General features: G+C 42.2%; 11 protein-coding genes. 6 read left to right on the forward strand and 5 right to left on the reverse strand.

The features are described from left to right. Positions 1–35: 35 nt before the first annotated feature. The 3 genes from K7G75_RS09130 to K7G75_RS09140 form a co-directional block, all read right to left on the reverse strand. Positions 36–815, reverse strand: a complete 780-nt coding sequence (locus K7G75_RS09130; protein ID WP_222983946.1) for a hypothetical protein — start codon at positions 813–815, stop codon at positions 36–38. A 143-nt stretch (positions 816–958) separates the two neighbouring features. Continuing rightward, the gene (locus K7G75_RS09135) at positions 959–2,293 is read right to left on the reverse strand and encodes a UDP-glucose dehydrogenase family protein (RefSeq protein ID WP_222983947.1); all 1,335 of its coding nucleotides are present in this window, start codon (positions 2,291–2,293) and stop codon (positions 959–961) included. A gap of 172 nt (positions 2,294–2,465) precedes the next feature. Continuing rightward, positions 2,466–3,491 carry an NAD-dependent epimerase gene (locus tag K7G75_RS09140; protein ID WP_222983948.1) on the reverse strand — a complete coding sequence of 342 codons (1,026 nt, stop codon included), beginning with the start codon at positions 3,489–3,491 and terminating at the stop codon, positions 2,466–2,468. A gap of 365 nt (positions 3,492–3,856) precedes the next feature. Between K7G75_RS09140 and K7G75_RS09145 the strand changes: the two genes are divergently transcribed. From K7G75_RS09145 to K7G75_RS09160, 4 genes are read left to right on the forward strand one after another with little or no spacing between them, the layout of a single operon-like run. Next, positions 3,857–4,990 (forward strand): DegT/DnrJ/EryC1/StrS family aminotransferase, encoded by a 1,134-nt coding sequence (locus K7G75_RS09145; protein WP_222983949.1) that lies wholly within the window; start codon positions 3,857–3,859, stop codon positions 4,988–4,990. Continuing rightward, positions 4,987–6,933, forward strand: coding sequence for a polysaccharide biosynthesis protein (locus K7G75_RS09150; protein WP_222983950.1), 1,947 nt, complete (start codon positions 4,987–4,989; stop codon positions 6,931–6,933). Before K7G75_RS09145 ends, K7G75_RS09150 begins: the two co-directional genes overlap by 4 nt. A 12-nt stretch (positions 6,934–6,945) precedes the next feature. After that, positions 6,946–7,713 (forward strand): polysaccharide biosynthesis/export family protein, encoded by a 768-nt coding sequence (locus K7G75_RS09155; RefSeq protein WP_222983951.1) that lies wholly within the window; start codon positions 6,946–6,948, stop codon positions 7,711–7,713. Between the two features lie 36 nt (positions 7,714–7,749). Next, the gene (locus tag K7G75_RS09160) at positions 7,750–10,122 is read left to right on the forward strand and encodes a GumC family protein (RefSeq protein WP_222983952.1); all 2,373 of its coding nucleotides are present in this window, start codon (positions 7,750–7,752) and stop codon (positions 10,120–10,122) included. Here the strand turns inward: K7G75_RS09160 and K7G75_RS09165 are convergent, their stop codons facing one another. After that, on the reverse strand, positions 10,123–10,860 hold the full coding sequence (locus K7G75_RS09165; protein ID WP_222983953.1) for a tyrosine-protein phosphatase: 738 nt from the start codon (positions 10,858–10,860) through the stop codon (positions 10,123–10,125). A gap of 226 nt (positions 10,861–11,086) precedes the next feature. On the opposite strand from K7G75_RS09165, the gene rimK reads away from it, so the two are divergent. Further along, positions 11,087–12,478: a 30S ribosomal protein S6--L-glutamate ligase gene (gene rimK / locus K7G75_RS09170; RefSeq protein WP_262420308.1), complete on the forward strand. Its 1,392-nt coding sequence runs from the start codon at positions 11,087–11,089 to the stop codon at positions 12,476–12,478. Positions 12,479–12,620: 142 nt separating this feature from the next. On the opposite strand, the gene mnmE is transcribed toward rimK, so the two are convergent. Beyond that, complete coding sequence (gene mnmE / locus K7G75_RS09175; RefSeq protein WP_222983954.1) at positions 12,621–13,991, reverse strand: tRNA uridine-5-carboxymethylaminomethyl(34) synthesis GTPase MnmE; 1,371 nt, start codon at positions 13,989–13,991, stop codon at positions 12,621–12,623. A 261-nt stretch (positions 13,992–14,252) separates the two neighbouring features. On the opposite strand from mnmE, the gene K7G75_RS09180 reads away from it, so the two are divergent. Continuing rightward, complete coding sequence (locus tag K7G75_RS09180; protein WP_222983955.1) at positions 14,253–15,425, forward strand: phenylacetate--CoA ligase family protein; 1,173 nt, start codon at positions 14,253–14,255, stop codon at positions 15,423–15,425. Positions 15,426–15,497 lie beyond the last annotated feature (72 nt).

Below are 15,497 nucleotides of genomic sequence, written 5' to 3' on the forward strand. Positions count from 1 at the left end.
TCCACACACTTGGAAAAATGCCACCCTACCGGGGATCACTTTTTTGCTAAACACTCCACCAAGGCAACGTACTGGTTATCGACCTCCTTGTTTTCATATACAAAATGCTTTACCAATCCCTTGTTCTGTTTGGATTTTTCTGGTTTTGACTTTTCATGCATTAAGGTTTCAAGGGTTGGTAGAAAATCGGTCATTTCCTTGATCCAAACATAATGCACATGTTTCAGTTGGCCTGTCTTCTCTGTAAATGACATATAAAAATCCACCATTTTTTTTACGATATCTTGCTGTTTCTCCCGAGGATATTCGTAAAAGTTGGAAAGATCTACACCAACAATATTTTTCCAAAAAAGTTCGTTAGTCCAGAAATAATTTTGTCGGTATCTTTTGATTTGATACCAATGGTTTACCACCGAAGTGACCCATGATGAAGGTTTTCTTAGGATACAGATGTAGGTAAGATCTTTTCCGATGGGATGGTTTGCCAATTTGTCAACATAGGCACTCCAAAATCCAGATGATTCCAATTTCAGGTTTAACGAGTTCAATCTTCGAATGAAGTAACCGTCAAAATCCTCTTCCATTTTCTTTACCGAAGCATAATGTATCGGTTCATGTTTGGAAATACCGTAGTCAAAGCATCCTGCCAAGAAGGTGGTTCCGGTTTTATAAGGGGATATACTATAAATGGTTCGATGATCAAGAATTTTTCTATTTTCCTTGGAAAAAGCTTTCCAGATTTTCTTTGCCTTTAATTGAATGGTGGTTTTGTGCAAAGGAGTGCGCACGATAAATTTGTTGATTTTTCGAATCACAAGTTTAAGGTATTGGTTAGGCACTCAAAATAGGAATTATCTTCAGAACCTGAGGCCATAAAACGATAAGGTGTTTAAAATATAGATTTAAGGTTCCCAGAGAACCGAAGTTTAAAGTATATTACCGAATAACAGGTTATGTACTAGCGGCCCTTTTTTCCAATTTGATAGTAAGTAAAACCCAATGTCCTTAGTCTATCACTGTCAAATTGATTGCGACCATCAAAAATTACAGGTTGTTTCAAGGCACTTTGCATCTCCATAAAATCAGGTGAGCGGAATTCCTTCCACTCGGTCAGCAACAACATGGCGTCCGCATTTTTCAAGGCAGCGTATTTGGTATCGGTGTAGGTGACACCCTCCACATCTTTTAGATAAAAATTTTGTGCCTCGTGTACGGCTTTGGGGTCATAAGCTTGGATTTTTGCACCCAATGATGTCAACTTTTTGATGATATATATCGAAGGTGCCTCCCTCATATCATCAGTGCCCGGTTTAAAAGATAGGCCCCAAACCGCGAAGGTCTTGCCTGACAGGTCTTTACCAAAATGTGAGATTACCTTGTCGGCAATCACAAACTTTTGCCGATCGTTCACATCTTCCACAGCATTGAGCAACTGTGCATGATAGCCTTCTTGTTCAGCGGTTTTTTTCAATGCCTTTACATCTTTTGGAAAGCAAGATCCCCCATATCCGCTTCCAGGATAAATGAAGCTGTATCCAATTCTACTGTCCGAACCGATGCCGATACGCACTTTGTTCACATCGGCTCCGACCAATTCACAAATGTTGGCCACTTCGTTCATAAATGAGATCTTGGTGGCCAACATCGCATTGGCCACATATTTGGTCATTTCCGCTGAACGCACGTCCATGACCAGCATACGGTCCATACTGCTTCTAAAGAACGGAGCGTAGAGTTGTCGCATTTTTTCCGCTGTTTCCTTGTTCTCCGTACCGACCACTACTCGGTCAGGTTTCATAAAATCACTGATGGCGTCCCCTTCTTTCAGAAATTCCGGGTTGGACACAACATGAAACTCAATTTTCTCTCCCCTTTGCTCCAATTCTTTTGAAATGGCCGCTTTCACTTTGTCTGCGGTCCCAACAGGTACTGTTGATTTATCGACAACTATCAAAGGAGTCGACATGTGCTTGCCTATTTCCGAGGCTACCTTTAACACATATTGCAAGTCGGCCGAACCGTCTTCACCCATCGGAGTGCCCACGGCTATGAACGCCATATCTGTATTGTGAAGGCAATCTTTCAGTTGGGTGTCGAAATGGAGGGTATTGTTGGCAACATTTCGTTGTACCATCGCCTCTAATCCCGGTTCGTAGATGGGAATGATTCCTTTTTTGAGGTTATCAATTTTTTGTTCATCAATATCAACACAGGTAACATTGTTTCCCATTTCAGCAAAACAGGTTCCGGTTACCAATCCGACATATCCAGTACCAACAATAGTTAATCTCATGTTTTTATATGTTACTAGCGGTGTCTTATTAAAATTTCACCGCAAAGATGCAATAAACTGCCCAAACCTAAGGAACGTTCCAGATGAACTTTTTATAAAACAGATGAAAGGTAACCTGGTATTGGAAATCTATTCTAGAAATTTCCTGAATCTGTTTTGTGGATGAACAAAATCAAATTTTATAGTACTTTTTGAACCATTCAACAAATTGATGAATACCTTCCGATACCAGCGTGTTTGGTCGATAGCCGTAGTCCCGGGTAAGCTCGCTAACGTCCGCCCAGGTCCTGAGTACGTCCCCGGGTTGTAGAGGCATCATACGCTTCTCTGCCCGCATATTGAGTTCTTTTTCCAAGGCCGAAATAAAATCCAATAATTTGACAGAATCACTGTTACCAATATTGTACAACTTGTATTTTCTGTTGGATTCGTAACCGCTTGTGTAGCTATCTTCAATGATTCTTGTAACACCTTCCACAATATCATCGATATACGTGAAATCCCGTTCCATTTCACCATTATTGAAAACATTTATGGGCTCACCGTTCAAAATCGCTTTGGTGAACAGAAACATGGCCATATCGGGTCGTCCCCAAGGCCCATAAACCGTAAAGAAACGAAGCCCAGTGGTTCGGAATCCATATAAATGACTGTAGGTATGGGCCATGAGTTCATTACTCTTTTTGGATGCCGCATAAAGGCTTATTGGGTAGTCCACATTATCCGTGGTTTTGAAAGGAACACTCTTCGCATTACCATACACGCTGGAACTGCTCGCATACAGCAAATGTCTAACAGAGTAATTTCTACAGGATTCAAGAACATTCAAAAACCCAACAATGTTGCTGTCGACATAGGTTTCCGGACTTTCAAGACTATATCTTACCCCTGCTTGAGCCGCAAGGTTGCAGACAACGTCAAATTTTTCTGTTGCAAAAAGTCCTGGAAGTTGCTCACGGTTTTCCAAGTTCATTCTAACGAAGCGAAAACGGTCAAATGTATTGCTCAGTGCTGTTTTATTAAAAACTTTTGCATCCTCTGAAGCGATTCCCAGCTGCTCCAATCTGGAAAGTTTTAGGGCCACATCATAGTAATCGTTCAGATTGTCCAGACCAACAACATGGTGCTGATTTTCCAATAATTTCCTGGAAACATGATATCCGATAAACCCAGCTGCACCAGTTACAAGAATTTTCATACAAATAGAATTTGTTCCATGCAAAGATTAAAAATGTAGGCCATATAGCTCTTAAATTTTGAGGCATTGTTGAATTTAGTCAATACCGAGATGTATTTGGTGCTTGGGAGCCTCAAACTCGCGATTAGGTTGATTTTTAGTTTTGTCAATGCGGTTTTCCCTAGCGTATTTCATCGATAAATGTAGGAAATAAGCGAAGTTTCTTGGTATATAGCTTTTTTTCGATTTTTTCATCTGTACACTTAATCGATTTTTTACCACCTTTAGCGAATTGTGAAACAAAATAATCGGTTGGCGCAGATTTACCATTATTTTTACTTCCTAGTTGAGTTTTGCTGACTCACTTTATCAACCCAAAACTTAAAATGGAAACCTCAGTCTTGAAAAAAATTTGGCTTTCCTCGCCCCACATGGGCGGCACGGAGGAGGATTACGTCAGAGAGGCCTTTGCTTCCAATTGGATAGCTCCGTTGGGCCCCAACGTACAGCACTTTGAGAACTCCATTGAGGAATTTATAGGAAACAATGTCCACGCTGCCTGCCTTAGTTCTGGCACAGGAGCCATTCATTTGGCTTTGGAACTTTTGGGTGTGGGACAAGGGGATGAGGTACTTTGCCAAAGCTTCACTTTTTCCGCATCCGCCAACCCAATAACATATTTGGGCGCCTCACCGATATTCATCGATAGTGAGGAAGAAACTTGGAATATATCACCCGAGCTTTTGGAAAAGGCCATTACAGATAGGTTGGATGAAGGTAAGAAACCTAAGGCCATTGTAGCCGTGCACCTGTATGGAATGCCTTATAAAGTAGATGAAATCAATACCATATCAAGAAAATATGATATTCCCGTGGTAGAGGATAGTGCTGAGGCCTTGGGAAGCACGTACAAGGGTTTCAAGTGTGGAAGTTTGGGGAATCTAGGTATTCTATCCTTTAATGGCAATAAGATAATCACCACCTCAGGGGGGGGCGCTTTGCTAACCAAAGATGATGCGATGAAAAAGAAAGCTGTTTTCTTGGCCACACAGGCCAGGGACAATGCACCGCATTATCAACATTCACATATTGGCTATAACTATAGGATGAGCAACGTTCTTGCTGGCATTGGGCGAGGGCAAATGGAGGTTCTTGGGGATAGGGTTGCCGCCAGAAGGCACAATTTTGAATATTATAAGGAACATTTATCAGCTATTGAGGGCATTTCTTTTTTGGAAGAAATGGAAGGCAGTAAGTCCAACAGATGGCTCACCTGTATTTTGACCCCATCCTTTGGAACAAGGGAGCGGATTAGATTGGCACTTGAAAACGAGAACATAGAGTCAAGGCCACTTTGGAAACCCATGCATCTGCAGCCGGTATTCAGCACCGCAATGAGTTATACCAATGGTGTCAGTAGGGACCTCTTTGAAAGAGGGCTTTGCCTGCCAAGTGGTTCCAATTTGGAACTCGCTGATTTAGAAAGAATTTGTGCGATCATTAAAAAGGAAGTTGCATGATCAGAAATTACTTCTTCAATAACGAAAGACCGTTTGCGTCAAAATGGACAGTGCTGTTGATAGATCTTTGCATTGTCTCTGTTTCTTTCGTATTGGCCTATTTCATCCGTTTTAACCTCAGCTTCAATTTTGATGTGAATAGACTTTGGGTACAATTACCCGTGGTGGTACTTCTATTTTTGTTCGCTTTTTTTATTTCTGGAAGTTATAAGGGCGTGGTCAGGCATACGGGCATCAAGGACGTTTACGCTATTTTCAATGCAATTTGTTTGGCAAGTATCGGAATAATAGCTGTAATCCTTTTTAATAGGTACATGGACGTGATGGGGGAGTTTACCATACCACTTTCCATTATCATCATCAACAGTCTCCTCACATTCATAACATTGACATCCGCCAGATATGTATTTAAGATTGGGTACGAACACTTGATGAACACGAATGAGATTCCAACAAAAAATCTCATCATTTATGGCGCGGGAGAATCGGGGATAATAACTTACAATACATTGACCAACCATTCCAAGATGAAGGTAAAGGTGGTCGGTTTTGTGGATAACAACCATCAAAAGGTTGGCAAACATATTAATGGGGTCAGGGTTTATGATAAATCCATATTGACCTATGACTTTGTCCGCTTCCACAACATATCTGAAATCATCTTTTCTATCCAAAGCATCAACCCAAAACAGTTGAGGACTTTGGTAAACGAAATAGTGGACCTACCAGTAAAGGTAAAGATTGTGCCTCCGGTGGAGGACTGGATAAATGGGGAACTCAAGGTGTCGCAGATCAAGCGGGTTCAAATAGAGGATTTGTTGGATAGGCCACCCATTGAAATCAGGAATAGCAAAGTTGCCAAGGATTTTGAGGACAAGGTAATAATGGTAACAGGAGGAGCGGGGTCCATAGGAAGTGAACTCGTTAGGCAAATTTGCAAATACAATTATAGGTCACTGGTGGTCATTGACCAGGCCGAATCAGCCTTATACGACCTCCAGCAGGAGCTGAAGCAGTCTGGTTTCTTCAATTTTATCCCAATTGTGGGTGACATCCGGGACAAGAACAAGATGCGGGTACTTTTTGAGGAATACAACCCAGACCGTATTTTTCATGCCGCGGCCTATAAACATGTTCCATTAATGGAGCAGAATCCGTATGAAGCCGTTAAGATTAATGTGGCCGGCACCAAGACCATTGTGGATTTGGCAGTGGATTATAGTGTTGAAAAGTTTGTCTTTGTTTCCACGGATAAGGCAGTGAACCCTACCAATATCATGGGAGCTACCAAGCGGATTGCGGAAATGTACATCAGCTGCAGACAGCAAGAAGGAAAAACAAGATTCATCACCACACGTTTTGGCAATGTGCTCGGCTCCAATGGCTCAGTGATCCCGTTGTTCAGAAAACAAATTGAGAAAGGGGGACCCTTGACCGTTACCCATAAGGACATAACCCGATACTTCATGACCATTCCGGAAGCTTCACAACTTGTTTTGGAAGCAGGGGCCATGGGCAAGGGAGGCGAAATCTTTATATTCGACATGGGAGAGTCCGTTAAGATAATGGACCTGGCCAAGAACATGATTCGGCTTTCCGGCTTGCATTATCCAGATGATATCGACATCAAGATTACGGGACTTCGGCCCGGAGAGAAGCTGTATGAGGAACTTTTGGCCAATGGGGAAAATACGCTGCCTACCTATCATGACAAGATAATGATCAGTAAGGTACGTGATATAGACTACATCGCTACACGCACCATGATTGATGAACTTTGCATTTCCAATCTTTTCTTCAAGGACAACGTGGTCAAGCTTATGAAAAGTATTGTCCCGGAATACATCTCCAACAATTCCGATTTTTGTAAATTGGATGGACAAAAGGAAATGGGTAATTCGAAGGGGAAATCCAAGCCCGAAATACCTCAACTCAATAACTAATACTTCAACCTTATGATTCGCAAAAAAATAATAGGAGCAAGCTATTTTGTTTTGGCTTGCTTTATTGTATCGTGTACCCCTCAAAAAGACGTGGTCTATTTTCAGGATGCCAACCAATTTGAAACCTTGATCAATGAGAACCCGGCGACAACAAAATTTAAGGTTGATGATTTGGTAAGCATCCATGTGTCCACGCTGGACCCGGAGGCAAGCGCTCCATTTAATCTTTTTAGGGGAGCCGAAGAAGGCGGTATACGGGCAGAACAGGTCAACTATTTGGTTGATAAGAATGGAGAGATTGATTTTCCGGTCGTTGGAAAGATCAAAATTGTGGGTTTGTCACCGAGCGAAACGAGAAACCTTTTAAGGGAGAAGCTTGCGGATTATCTCAAGGATCCCATAATAAATATAAGAATCAGGAATTTTACGGTGACGGTTCTTGGATCGGTGAACCGACCAGGCACGTATGAGGTGAATGGGGAACAAATCACCATAATGGAAGCATTGGGCCTTGCGGGAGACATCAATATCAAGGGTAGGCGAGACAATATAATGGTTATTCGGGATTTTGATGGCACCAAGGTTTACAACAGGATCAATCTCAACCAAAAGGATGCGCTGAAATCCCCCGTATATTACCTTACCCAAAATGATGTGGTATACGTGGAACCCAACAAGTCTGGCAAAACGGCTTCAAATTTGGACCAAAGGGCTTCAATCGCGGTATCCATCATTTCGGTGCTCGTAACTTCTACCGTGGTGCTGCTGACCAGGAACTGATATAAATGAACAACCCCCAAAACCTTATTTTAAAAAATGTCAAAAACCGCTGAACTAGACCTAAAGACTCTCTTTGATATTTGCCTGAGAAATTGGAAATGGTTCTTTCTTTCCGTGGTGATCTGCATTGGATTGTCGATGTTGTATTTGAGATATACCATTCCAGAATATAGTGCAACGGCAAAAATACAGATACTCGAGGAGTCCAGCCAAGCTTCCGAGTTGAGCGTATTGCAGGACTTGGACATTTTTTCATCAGGGAAGTCCATGATTGAGGATGAAATCCAACTTTTATCTGCCAGGGACAACTTCATCCATGTGGCAAGGGAGCTCAAGCTGAACATACAATATTTTGTTCTGGGGAACATCAAGGATACCGAGTTGTACAGGAAAGAAAACATTCCTTTCTCGATCAACTTTTTGGCCAACGACTCTATCGTCAATAATGCCAAAATAAGTTTTTACATAAAAATAAATTCCAATACTTCCTTTGGCTACAAAGAAGCGGAGGACCTTCCCGAAAGGAATTTTGACTTTGGAGACAAGGTAAAGACCGAAATCGGGGATATAATTCTTACCCCAAAACAAACACTGTCTACCTATAGGGGAAGGCAGATTAGGGTAGTCATTAGACCAATACAATTTGTTGCGGATTCGTATAGAAACAAGACGAACATAAGCGCAAATGATAAAAAGTTTTCCAATATCATCAACATATCACTGACAGATCCTATAGAGAAAAGGGCAATTGATGTGATCAATGAGCTTGTGGGAATAAACAATGCCAACGCAGTAGCGGACAAAAAGGCCGTTGCTGACAGGACCACCAAGTTCATCAATGACCGCATCACCGAAATATATTCCAGCCTATCCACTGTTGATGAAACCGCTGAGACCTTTAAATCGAGTAGAGGAATAGCGGATTTGGGTTCACAATCCAATGTGAATTTCACCATGAGTGCCGCGAGCGAGCAGGAACTGCAAAACGCAAACATTCAATTGAGCATCGCTGGTTCCATGAAGGAGTTGATAGATGGACAAGACAATTACGACATCATACCTGAGGTAGGACTGGCCGACCAAAGTATTTCATCCACTGCCCAACGCTATAACGAGCTTGTGGCACAGCGTAATAGGTTATTGGAAAGTTCGAACGAAAAGAACCCCGTAATCGTAAAACTGGACCAACAGTTGGAAGACCTAAAAAAAGGCATGCAATCCAGTTTGAACAATGTAACCAACAACCTTAACCTTCAGGTGAACAGCTTGAGCAAACAATTATCACAAATAAATTCTAGAATTTATGCCGCTCCAAGCAACGAGAGGGCTTTAAGGGATATTACGCGTAGGCAACAGACCACGGAATCGTTGTATTTGTATTTATTGCAAAAAAGGGAGGAATCGCAGATTACTTTTGCTTCGGCATCCCCTAAATCCAAGGTGGTCAATTCGGCCTATGGATCAAACTTTCCGGTTTCACCAAAGAAAAAAGCCATTTACTTGGCTTCACTTATATTGGGCCTTTTGGTCCCTTTCTCGGTAATCTATACCAAAGACCTTTTGGATAACAAAGTGCACAATAAAGTGGGACTGGAGAACATTGTGTCGAACAAGGCACCAGTGATAGCGGAATTGCCCAAGGTCGGGAGAAAGGAGAACAAGTTGGTCTCGGGCATGGACCGTTCGGTGCTGGGTGAGTCCTTGCGGATTTTGAGAACTAACTTGGATTACGTACTAAAGAAAAAAAAGAAGTCGGATCAGGGTAGCGTGGTTTTGATCACATCAAGTGTTTCCGGTGAAGGCAAAACCTTTTTGTCCTCCAATTTGGCCATGGTGTTGGCCAGCACCAAGAAAAAAGTGTTGCTTTTGGGCGCGGATATAAGAAATCCGAAGCTTCACAACTTTTATACTGACCTTGGAAAAAACCATACAAATGCTGTCAAAAAACTTGGAAATACCAATAAAGGGTTAACCGAATATTTGCACGATGATAGCGTACAGATTGAAAAGATTATCACACCTATGATGATCAATGAAAATAAGGTCGACATTGTCTTTTCTGGAAAGATACCGCCCAATCCGGCTGAATTGTTGATGAGCGATAGGGTGAAGACCTTTTTGGATTATGCCCGTTCCACATACGATTATATAATCGTGGACTCAGCACCCATGTTGGTGGTAACCGATACGTTGTTGATCACTGATAATGCAGACCATATCCTCTATGTTACCAAAGCGGGGGTCACCGAGCAAAAGGTATTGGAATATCCCATTAAATTGCTGGATGAAAAAAAGGTAAAGAATCTATCCTTTATTGTTAACGGAGTGAAGGAAACCAACTTGGGCTACGGCGGTAAATATGGCTATGGCTATGGAAAATCCGTTAAAAAGTGGTGGAGCTTTTCCTGATCAATAGAAGGTAAGAATTGTATTCTCTATAACCGGCAGCAAAAGCTTTAATCCTTTTTTGTCCACTCTCATTTCCTTAAGGGCAGACAACTGCCTCATGTTGTGTATATCCGTACCGACATATTCAAAAAGACCTCTTTCAAGTAGCTTTTCCGCCATTAGTTTTACTCTTTTTCCGTAGAACTCACCGAGGGATAACAAATTCAACTGAAATAGAATTCCCCGTGACTTGAATTCGGCATATGTTCGATGCCTATCGTGATAGTAGGCGTATCGCTCTGGGTGTGCCAAAATGGGAAAGTATCCCTGTTGGGCAATTTTCTCTATGGCCGTGTCAAAGCTGAACGAAGGCTGTAAATAGGACATTTCTATGAGTAAATACTCCTTTTTTAGCGGAAGCACATCCCCAGTTTCCAAAATCATCTCAAAGTTATCGTCGATCATATGTTCGGCGGCAAAATCCACTGAAACATCAACTTCTCTGGAATCGAGTTTTTCCATTAGCTCTTTGTGGGAAGCGATTATGGTTTTTGGCGTGTTGTCATAATAGTTGTGCATGATATGCGGTGTACAGATCATGGCTTTCATGCCAAACTCTGAGAAACCGTTTATTAGTTCCAAGGATTCATCCACGGTTTTAGCACCGTCATCAATCCCGGGAAGCACATGATTGTGTATATCCACAAAACCGTGCAGATAATCAACCAAAAATCTTTTTTGTTCAAAAAAATGGAACATGCGTAAAATCTGGACAACAAAGATAGGAGATAAGTTTTCTTTACAGGAACTTATTGCAACGCATCATGAACCTTTAAGGTAATATGCGACCATGATTTCATCCAATGTCCTACCTAAAGAACAAAATCTGAATAAAATATGAGGTTTGTGTGCATAAAACATATAATTTTCCACAGAGAATGAATGAACAATCATAGTCTAAAAGAAGAAACAATTCCACAGCGCATTGAAGACACATTTTGACGGTACAAAACAGCTGCAGACCATTGGCAGTGAAGAGTGGTGCATATTTGACAATTTGGGTATCCCCGCCATTAAGGCCCGGGTTGATTCAGGGGCCAAAACCTCGTCCATACAGGCAACTGACATCAAAGTATTTAGCAAAGGGGCCCAGGAATGGGTAAAGTTTGTGGTGAACCCGTTGCAGGAAAACCGCAGTATCAGCATATCCTGTGAAGCGCGTTTGGTGGACCGACGCATTGTCAAAAGTTCATCGGGCATTTCCGAGGAACGTTTGGTGGTCAAATCCCCTGTGACTTTGGGCAAGGACACCTTTGAAATTGAACTGACACTGGCCAGCAGGGATACGATGGAGTTCCGAATGCTCTTGGGACGGGAGGCCCTCTTGAACCGCTATGTGGTCAACCCGGCATTGAACTATCAGGCGCAAGGTTTCACAGATGATGAGATTGCAGAAAAATATGCTGCCTATCTTAAAGAAAAAACAGGCCTAAAGATTGCCCTGTTGGCAAGCAATCCTCAATTGTATAGCAATAATCGCATCATGGAGGCAGCGGAGGCACGGGGACATGAGATTGTTTTTTTGAACGTTGAACTGGCTTATATGAAATTGGATGCCCATTCACCGGAGATTCGGTATAGAGGGGGCAATATTTTGAACGAGTTTGATGCGGTAATCCCAAGAATAAAACCGGCGGTCACTTTTTACGGATGTGCCCTGATACGGCAGTTTGATAATTTGGGAGTCTACTGCCAAAACTCTGCGGAGGCCATTTCGCAATCCCGTGACAAACTATTCGCGTCCCAATTATTTTCCAAAAATGACATCCACATTCCCATTACAGGCTTTGCCAAGTCGCCCATGGATACCAAAGACCTTATCCGCATGGTGAACGGAGCCCCATTGATAATCAAGCTATTGGAAAGCACCCAGGGCAAAGGGGTTGTTTTGGCAGAGACCAATAAGGCCGCGGAAAGCGTGATCAATGCCTTCAAGAGTGTGAACACCAATATTTTGGTGCAGGAGTTCATCAAGGAAGCAAATGGGCAGGACATACGCTGCTTTGTGATCAACGGTAAAGTGGTGGCAGCCATGCAGCGCCAAGCAGAAAAAGGTGAGTTTAGGGCCAACATCCACCAGGGTGGGAAAGCATCCGTTATCAAAATAACCAGTGAGGAGCGTAAACTCGCCGTAAAAGCGGCAAAAATCCTCAATTTATCAGTAGCTGGCGTGGATATCATTCGTTCCAACCGAGGACCGTTACTTCTTGAGGTGAATTCCTCTCCAGGGCTGGAAGGTATTGAAAATGCCACGGGAAAGGATATAGCCAATGAAATGATCAGGGCAATTGAAAAGAAATTGAAGTTCAGTATTTGATCCTGAATGTTGAAAGGTATTCATTAAAATTCCCTGGCCACTATTTTGAAGGCAAAGTCCTTTTATGAAAAATTCGCCAACGAATACCATGCTTTGGTAAATTTTGGTTCAGGGAATGACTCTACAGGAAGTTTCAAAACCTCTACTTTCCGATGCAGAAGCTGGAAAATATGTGCCCAAGCAGGTCATCCGTGGTTACCTGACCTGTTATTTCCCCTAAATGAAAGAGGGCCTGCCTGATATCGATAGCCATAAGATCGCTTGAAAGTCCCATTTCCATGCCTTCCTTTACCTTTTGGATTTCCTCCAGTGCTTTTATCAGTGCATCATAATGTCTGCTGTTGGTAATGATGGTGTTATCACCGCTCAATGCCCCTGAATCCACCAAACTCAATAATTTTTCAACCAAAAGCTCAACACCTTCCTTATACTTGGCAGACAAGAACAGCACGTTGGGAATCTGCTCTTTTAGGCTATCAATTTCTGAAGGTGTCAATAAATCCATCTTATTGCATACCGGTAATAGTTGTTTGTTGGGATAACGATTCCGAATGCGTTCCAGTTCCGAGCGGTCAAAATCCATCGAATCAAAAAGAAAAATGATAAGACGTGCTTTCTCAATTTTGTCAAAGGTGCGTTCTATACCTATTTTTTCGACCACATCCTGCGTTTCCCTGATTCCGGCCGTGTCTATGAATCTAAAATTGATGCCATTTAAACTGATTTGGTCCTCAACGGTATCTCGGGTGGTGCCGGCAATGTCACTGACAATGGCCCTTTCTTCATTCAACAGTGCATTCAGCAAGGTAGATTTGCCCACATTGGGCTGACCCACAATGGCTACGGGAACGCCCTGTTTTATTACATTGCCAAGGGCAAAAGAGTCAATGAGCTTTTTTAGGACCTCGCTTATTTTGTTCAGCAGTAGGTTGAACTGTGTTCTATCTGCAAATTCCACATCTTCCTGGGAAAAATCAAGCTCCAATTCAATCAAGGAAGCGAAATTGAGCAACTCTTCCCTGAGTTTTTTAATCTCGTTGCTGAAACCACCCCGCATTTGTTGTAACGCAATATCGTGTGCAGCCTCGCTATCACTTGCTATTACGTCAGCAACCGCTTCTGCTTGGCTCAGGTCCATTTTCCCATTAAGAAAGGCCCGAAGGGTAAATTCACCGGCCGATGCAGCCCGACAGCCTTTTCGTAATAGTAGTTGAACAATTTGCTGTTGTATGTAAGGTGATCCATGACAGGAAATCTCAACAACGTCTTCGCCCGTGTATGAATTGGGTCCCTTAAAAAGGGAGACCAGGACTTCGTCCAAAATTCTACCATTGTCCACAATGTGCCCCAAATGGATTGTATGTGTTCGTTGCCGTTTCAGCACTTTCCCCTTTATGGAAACAAATAAGGAGTCTGCCAGTTGAATTGCATTGGGGCCGGAAATCCGAATTATGGCAATGGCCCCGGTTCCTCCGGGAGTGGCCAGGGCCACTATGGTATCGGTGTTTGACATGGTGCAAATTTACAAATTCGCCGACTAGGGGAGTTCGGACATTGAAAATGTGGGTAAAAAAAGTTCCATTATTTAGCGTCTTTTATATATTCGGGGCATCAAATATATTTTCTTGGAAAAGAGATGATCCACTGGTTCGAAACATTGCGGAGATTGGGATTTTGGTTCGCTGATCTGTGTCAGGGGGGCAAGGTGAAAGGACATCAAAAACAAATAGCCCAAATTTTGGAAAGTCCTGTTGATGCTAAGTCAAAGCTGGAAATGTCCAAAAATTTAAACAACTTGCTGAACCATGCTACTGAAAACACAGCTTTTTATAAACATTATCGAGGGTTTAGTGGGTTACGGGACTTTCCCATAATTAATAAAAATATCATTCTGGATAGGTATGGGGAATTCAAATCGAACAAATTTTTAAAATCCAAGCTATTCAAAGCCTCAAGCAGCGGATCCACGGGAATCCCCTTCAGTATCTATCAGGATAAGGGCAAGCGCGCCAGAAATACCGCAGATGTGATATATTTTTCGGATGTGGTGGGAAGTCGGGTTGGGGAAAAATTGGTTTATATTAAGTTGTGGGACCATACGAATAGGAAAAGTAATTGGGCTTTATTTGCCCAAAACATCTTTCCACACAATGTAACGGATTCATCACCGGAGGCTATGCAAAGGCTGCTCGAGCAGCTTGGCAATGATAATTCAAACAAGTCAATTCTTGGATATCCTTCCTTCTTTGAAGAATTGTGCGACTATTTGGATGGAAGGAGCGAAACACCCAAAATCAACAATGTGTCCAGCATCATTTCGATAGCTGAAGGATTAAAGGAGTCAGAGCGAAAAAGAATGTCCCATTACTTTGGTGCTAAGGCCTATGAGCGGTATTCCAATCAAGAAAATGGAATCTTAGCACAGCAGACACCATCAAGTGCTGGCGGCTATATATTGAATTGGGCCAGTTATCATTTTGAATTTTTGGCGTTGGAATCGGATGAGCATGTCATGGAGGGAGAATTGGGTAGGATAGTGGTCACGGACCTATTTAATTTTGCCATGCCGATGATTAGATATGACACAGGGGATATGGGCATATATAAGAAGAATGAAAATGGGTTGCCTTCGCTTGCAACGATTTATGGTAGGCGAATGGATGCCATTTTCGATACGCAGGGAAAAATTGTATCTCCCTTCGTTTTTTATCAAGTCTTGGATTATGCCAAGGTAAAACAGTTTCAATTTATACAGCAAGGAAAGAAAAACTATCTGTTCAGACTCAATGGCCGTTCAGAAAGTGTAGCGGAAAAGGAAATAGCAAGACATTTTGAGCCATATTTAGGGGCCGATGCACATATTGACTTCGAATATGTGGATGAAATTCCGCTATTGTCCTCAGGAAAGCGAAAAAAAATTGTGAACGATTATAAGTCACTTCCCTAAAGAATCGATTGGTCTCCCCTGTAACATTTCAGAGCAATATGCTACTAATGAGGTGTAATATCAAAATCAATC

This window comes from Flagellimonas meishanensis (assembly GCF_019880545.1).
Lineage (GTDB): Bacteria > Bacteroidota > Bacteroidia > Flavobacteriales > Flavobacteriaceae > Flagellimonas > Flagellimonas meishanensis.

Coding starts and splice junctions, on each gene's coding strand:
- K7G75_RS09135 (WP_222983947.1), bottom strand. CDS start 2,293: ATGAGATTAACTATTGTTGGTACTGGATATGTCGGATTGGTAACCGGA.
- K7G75_RS09140 (WP_222983948.1), bottom strand. CDS start 3,491: ATGAAAATTCTTGTAACTGGTGCAGCTGGGTTTATCGGATATCATGTT.
- K7G75_RS09145 (WP_222983949.1), top strand. CDS start 3,857: ATGGAAACCTCAGTCTTGAAAAAAATTTGGCTTTCCTCGCCCCACATG.
- K7G75_RS09150 (WP_222983950.1), top strand. CDS start 4,987: ATGATCAGAAATTACTTCTTCAATAACGAAAGACCGTTTGCGTCAAAA.
- K7G75_RS09155 (WP_222983951.1), top strand. CDS start 6,946: ATGATTCGCAAAAAAATAATAGGAGCAAGCTATTTTGTTTTGGCTTGC.
- K7G75_RS09160 (WP_222983952.1), top strand. CDS start 7,750: ATGTCAAAAACCGCTGAACTAGACCTAAAGACTCTCTTTGATATTTGC.
- K7G75_RS09165 (WP_222983953.1), bottom strand. CDS start 10,860: ATGTTCCATTTTTTTGAACAAAAAAGATTTTTGGTTGATTATCTGCAC.
- mnmE (WP_222983954.1), bottom strand. CDS start 13,991: ATGTCAAACACCGATACCATAGTGGCCCTGGCCACTCCCGGAGGAACC.
- K7G75_RS09180 (WP_222983955.1), top strand. CDS start 14,253: ATGTCCAAAAATTTAAACAACTTGCTGAACCATGCTACTGAAAACACA.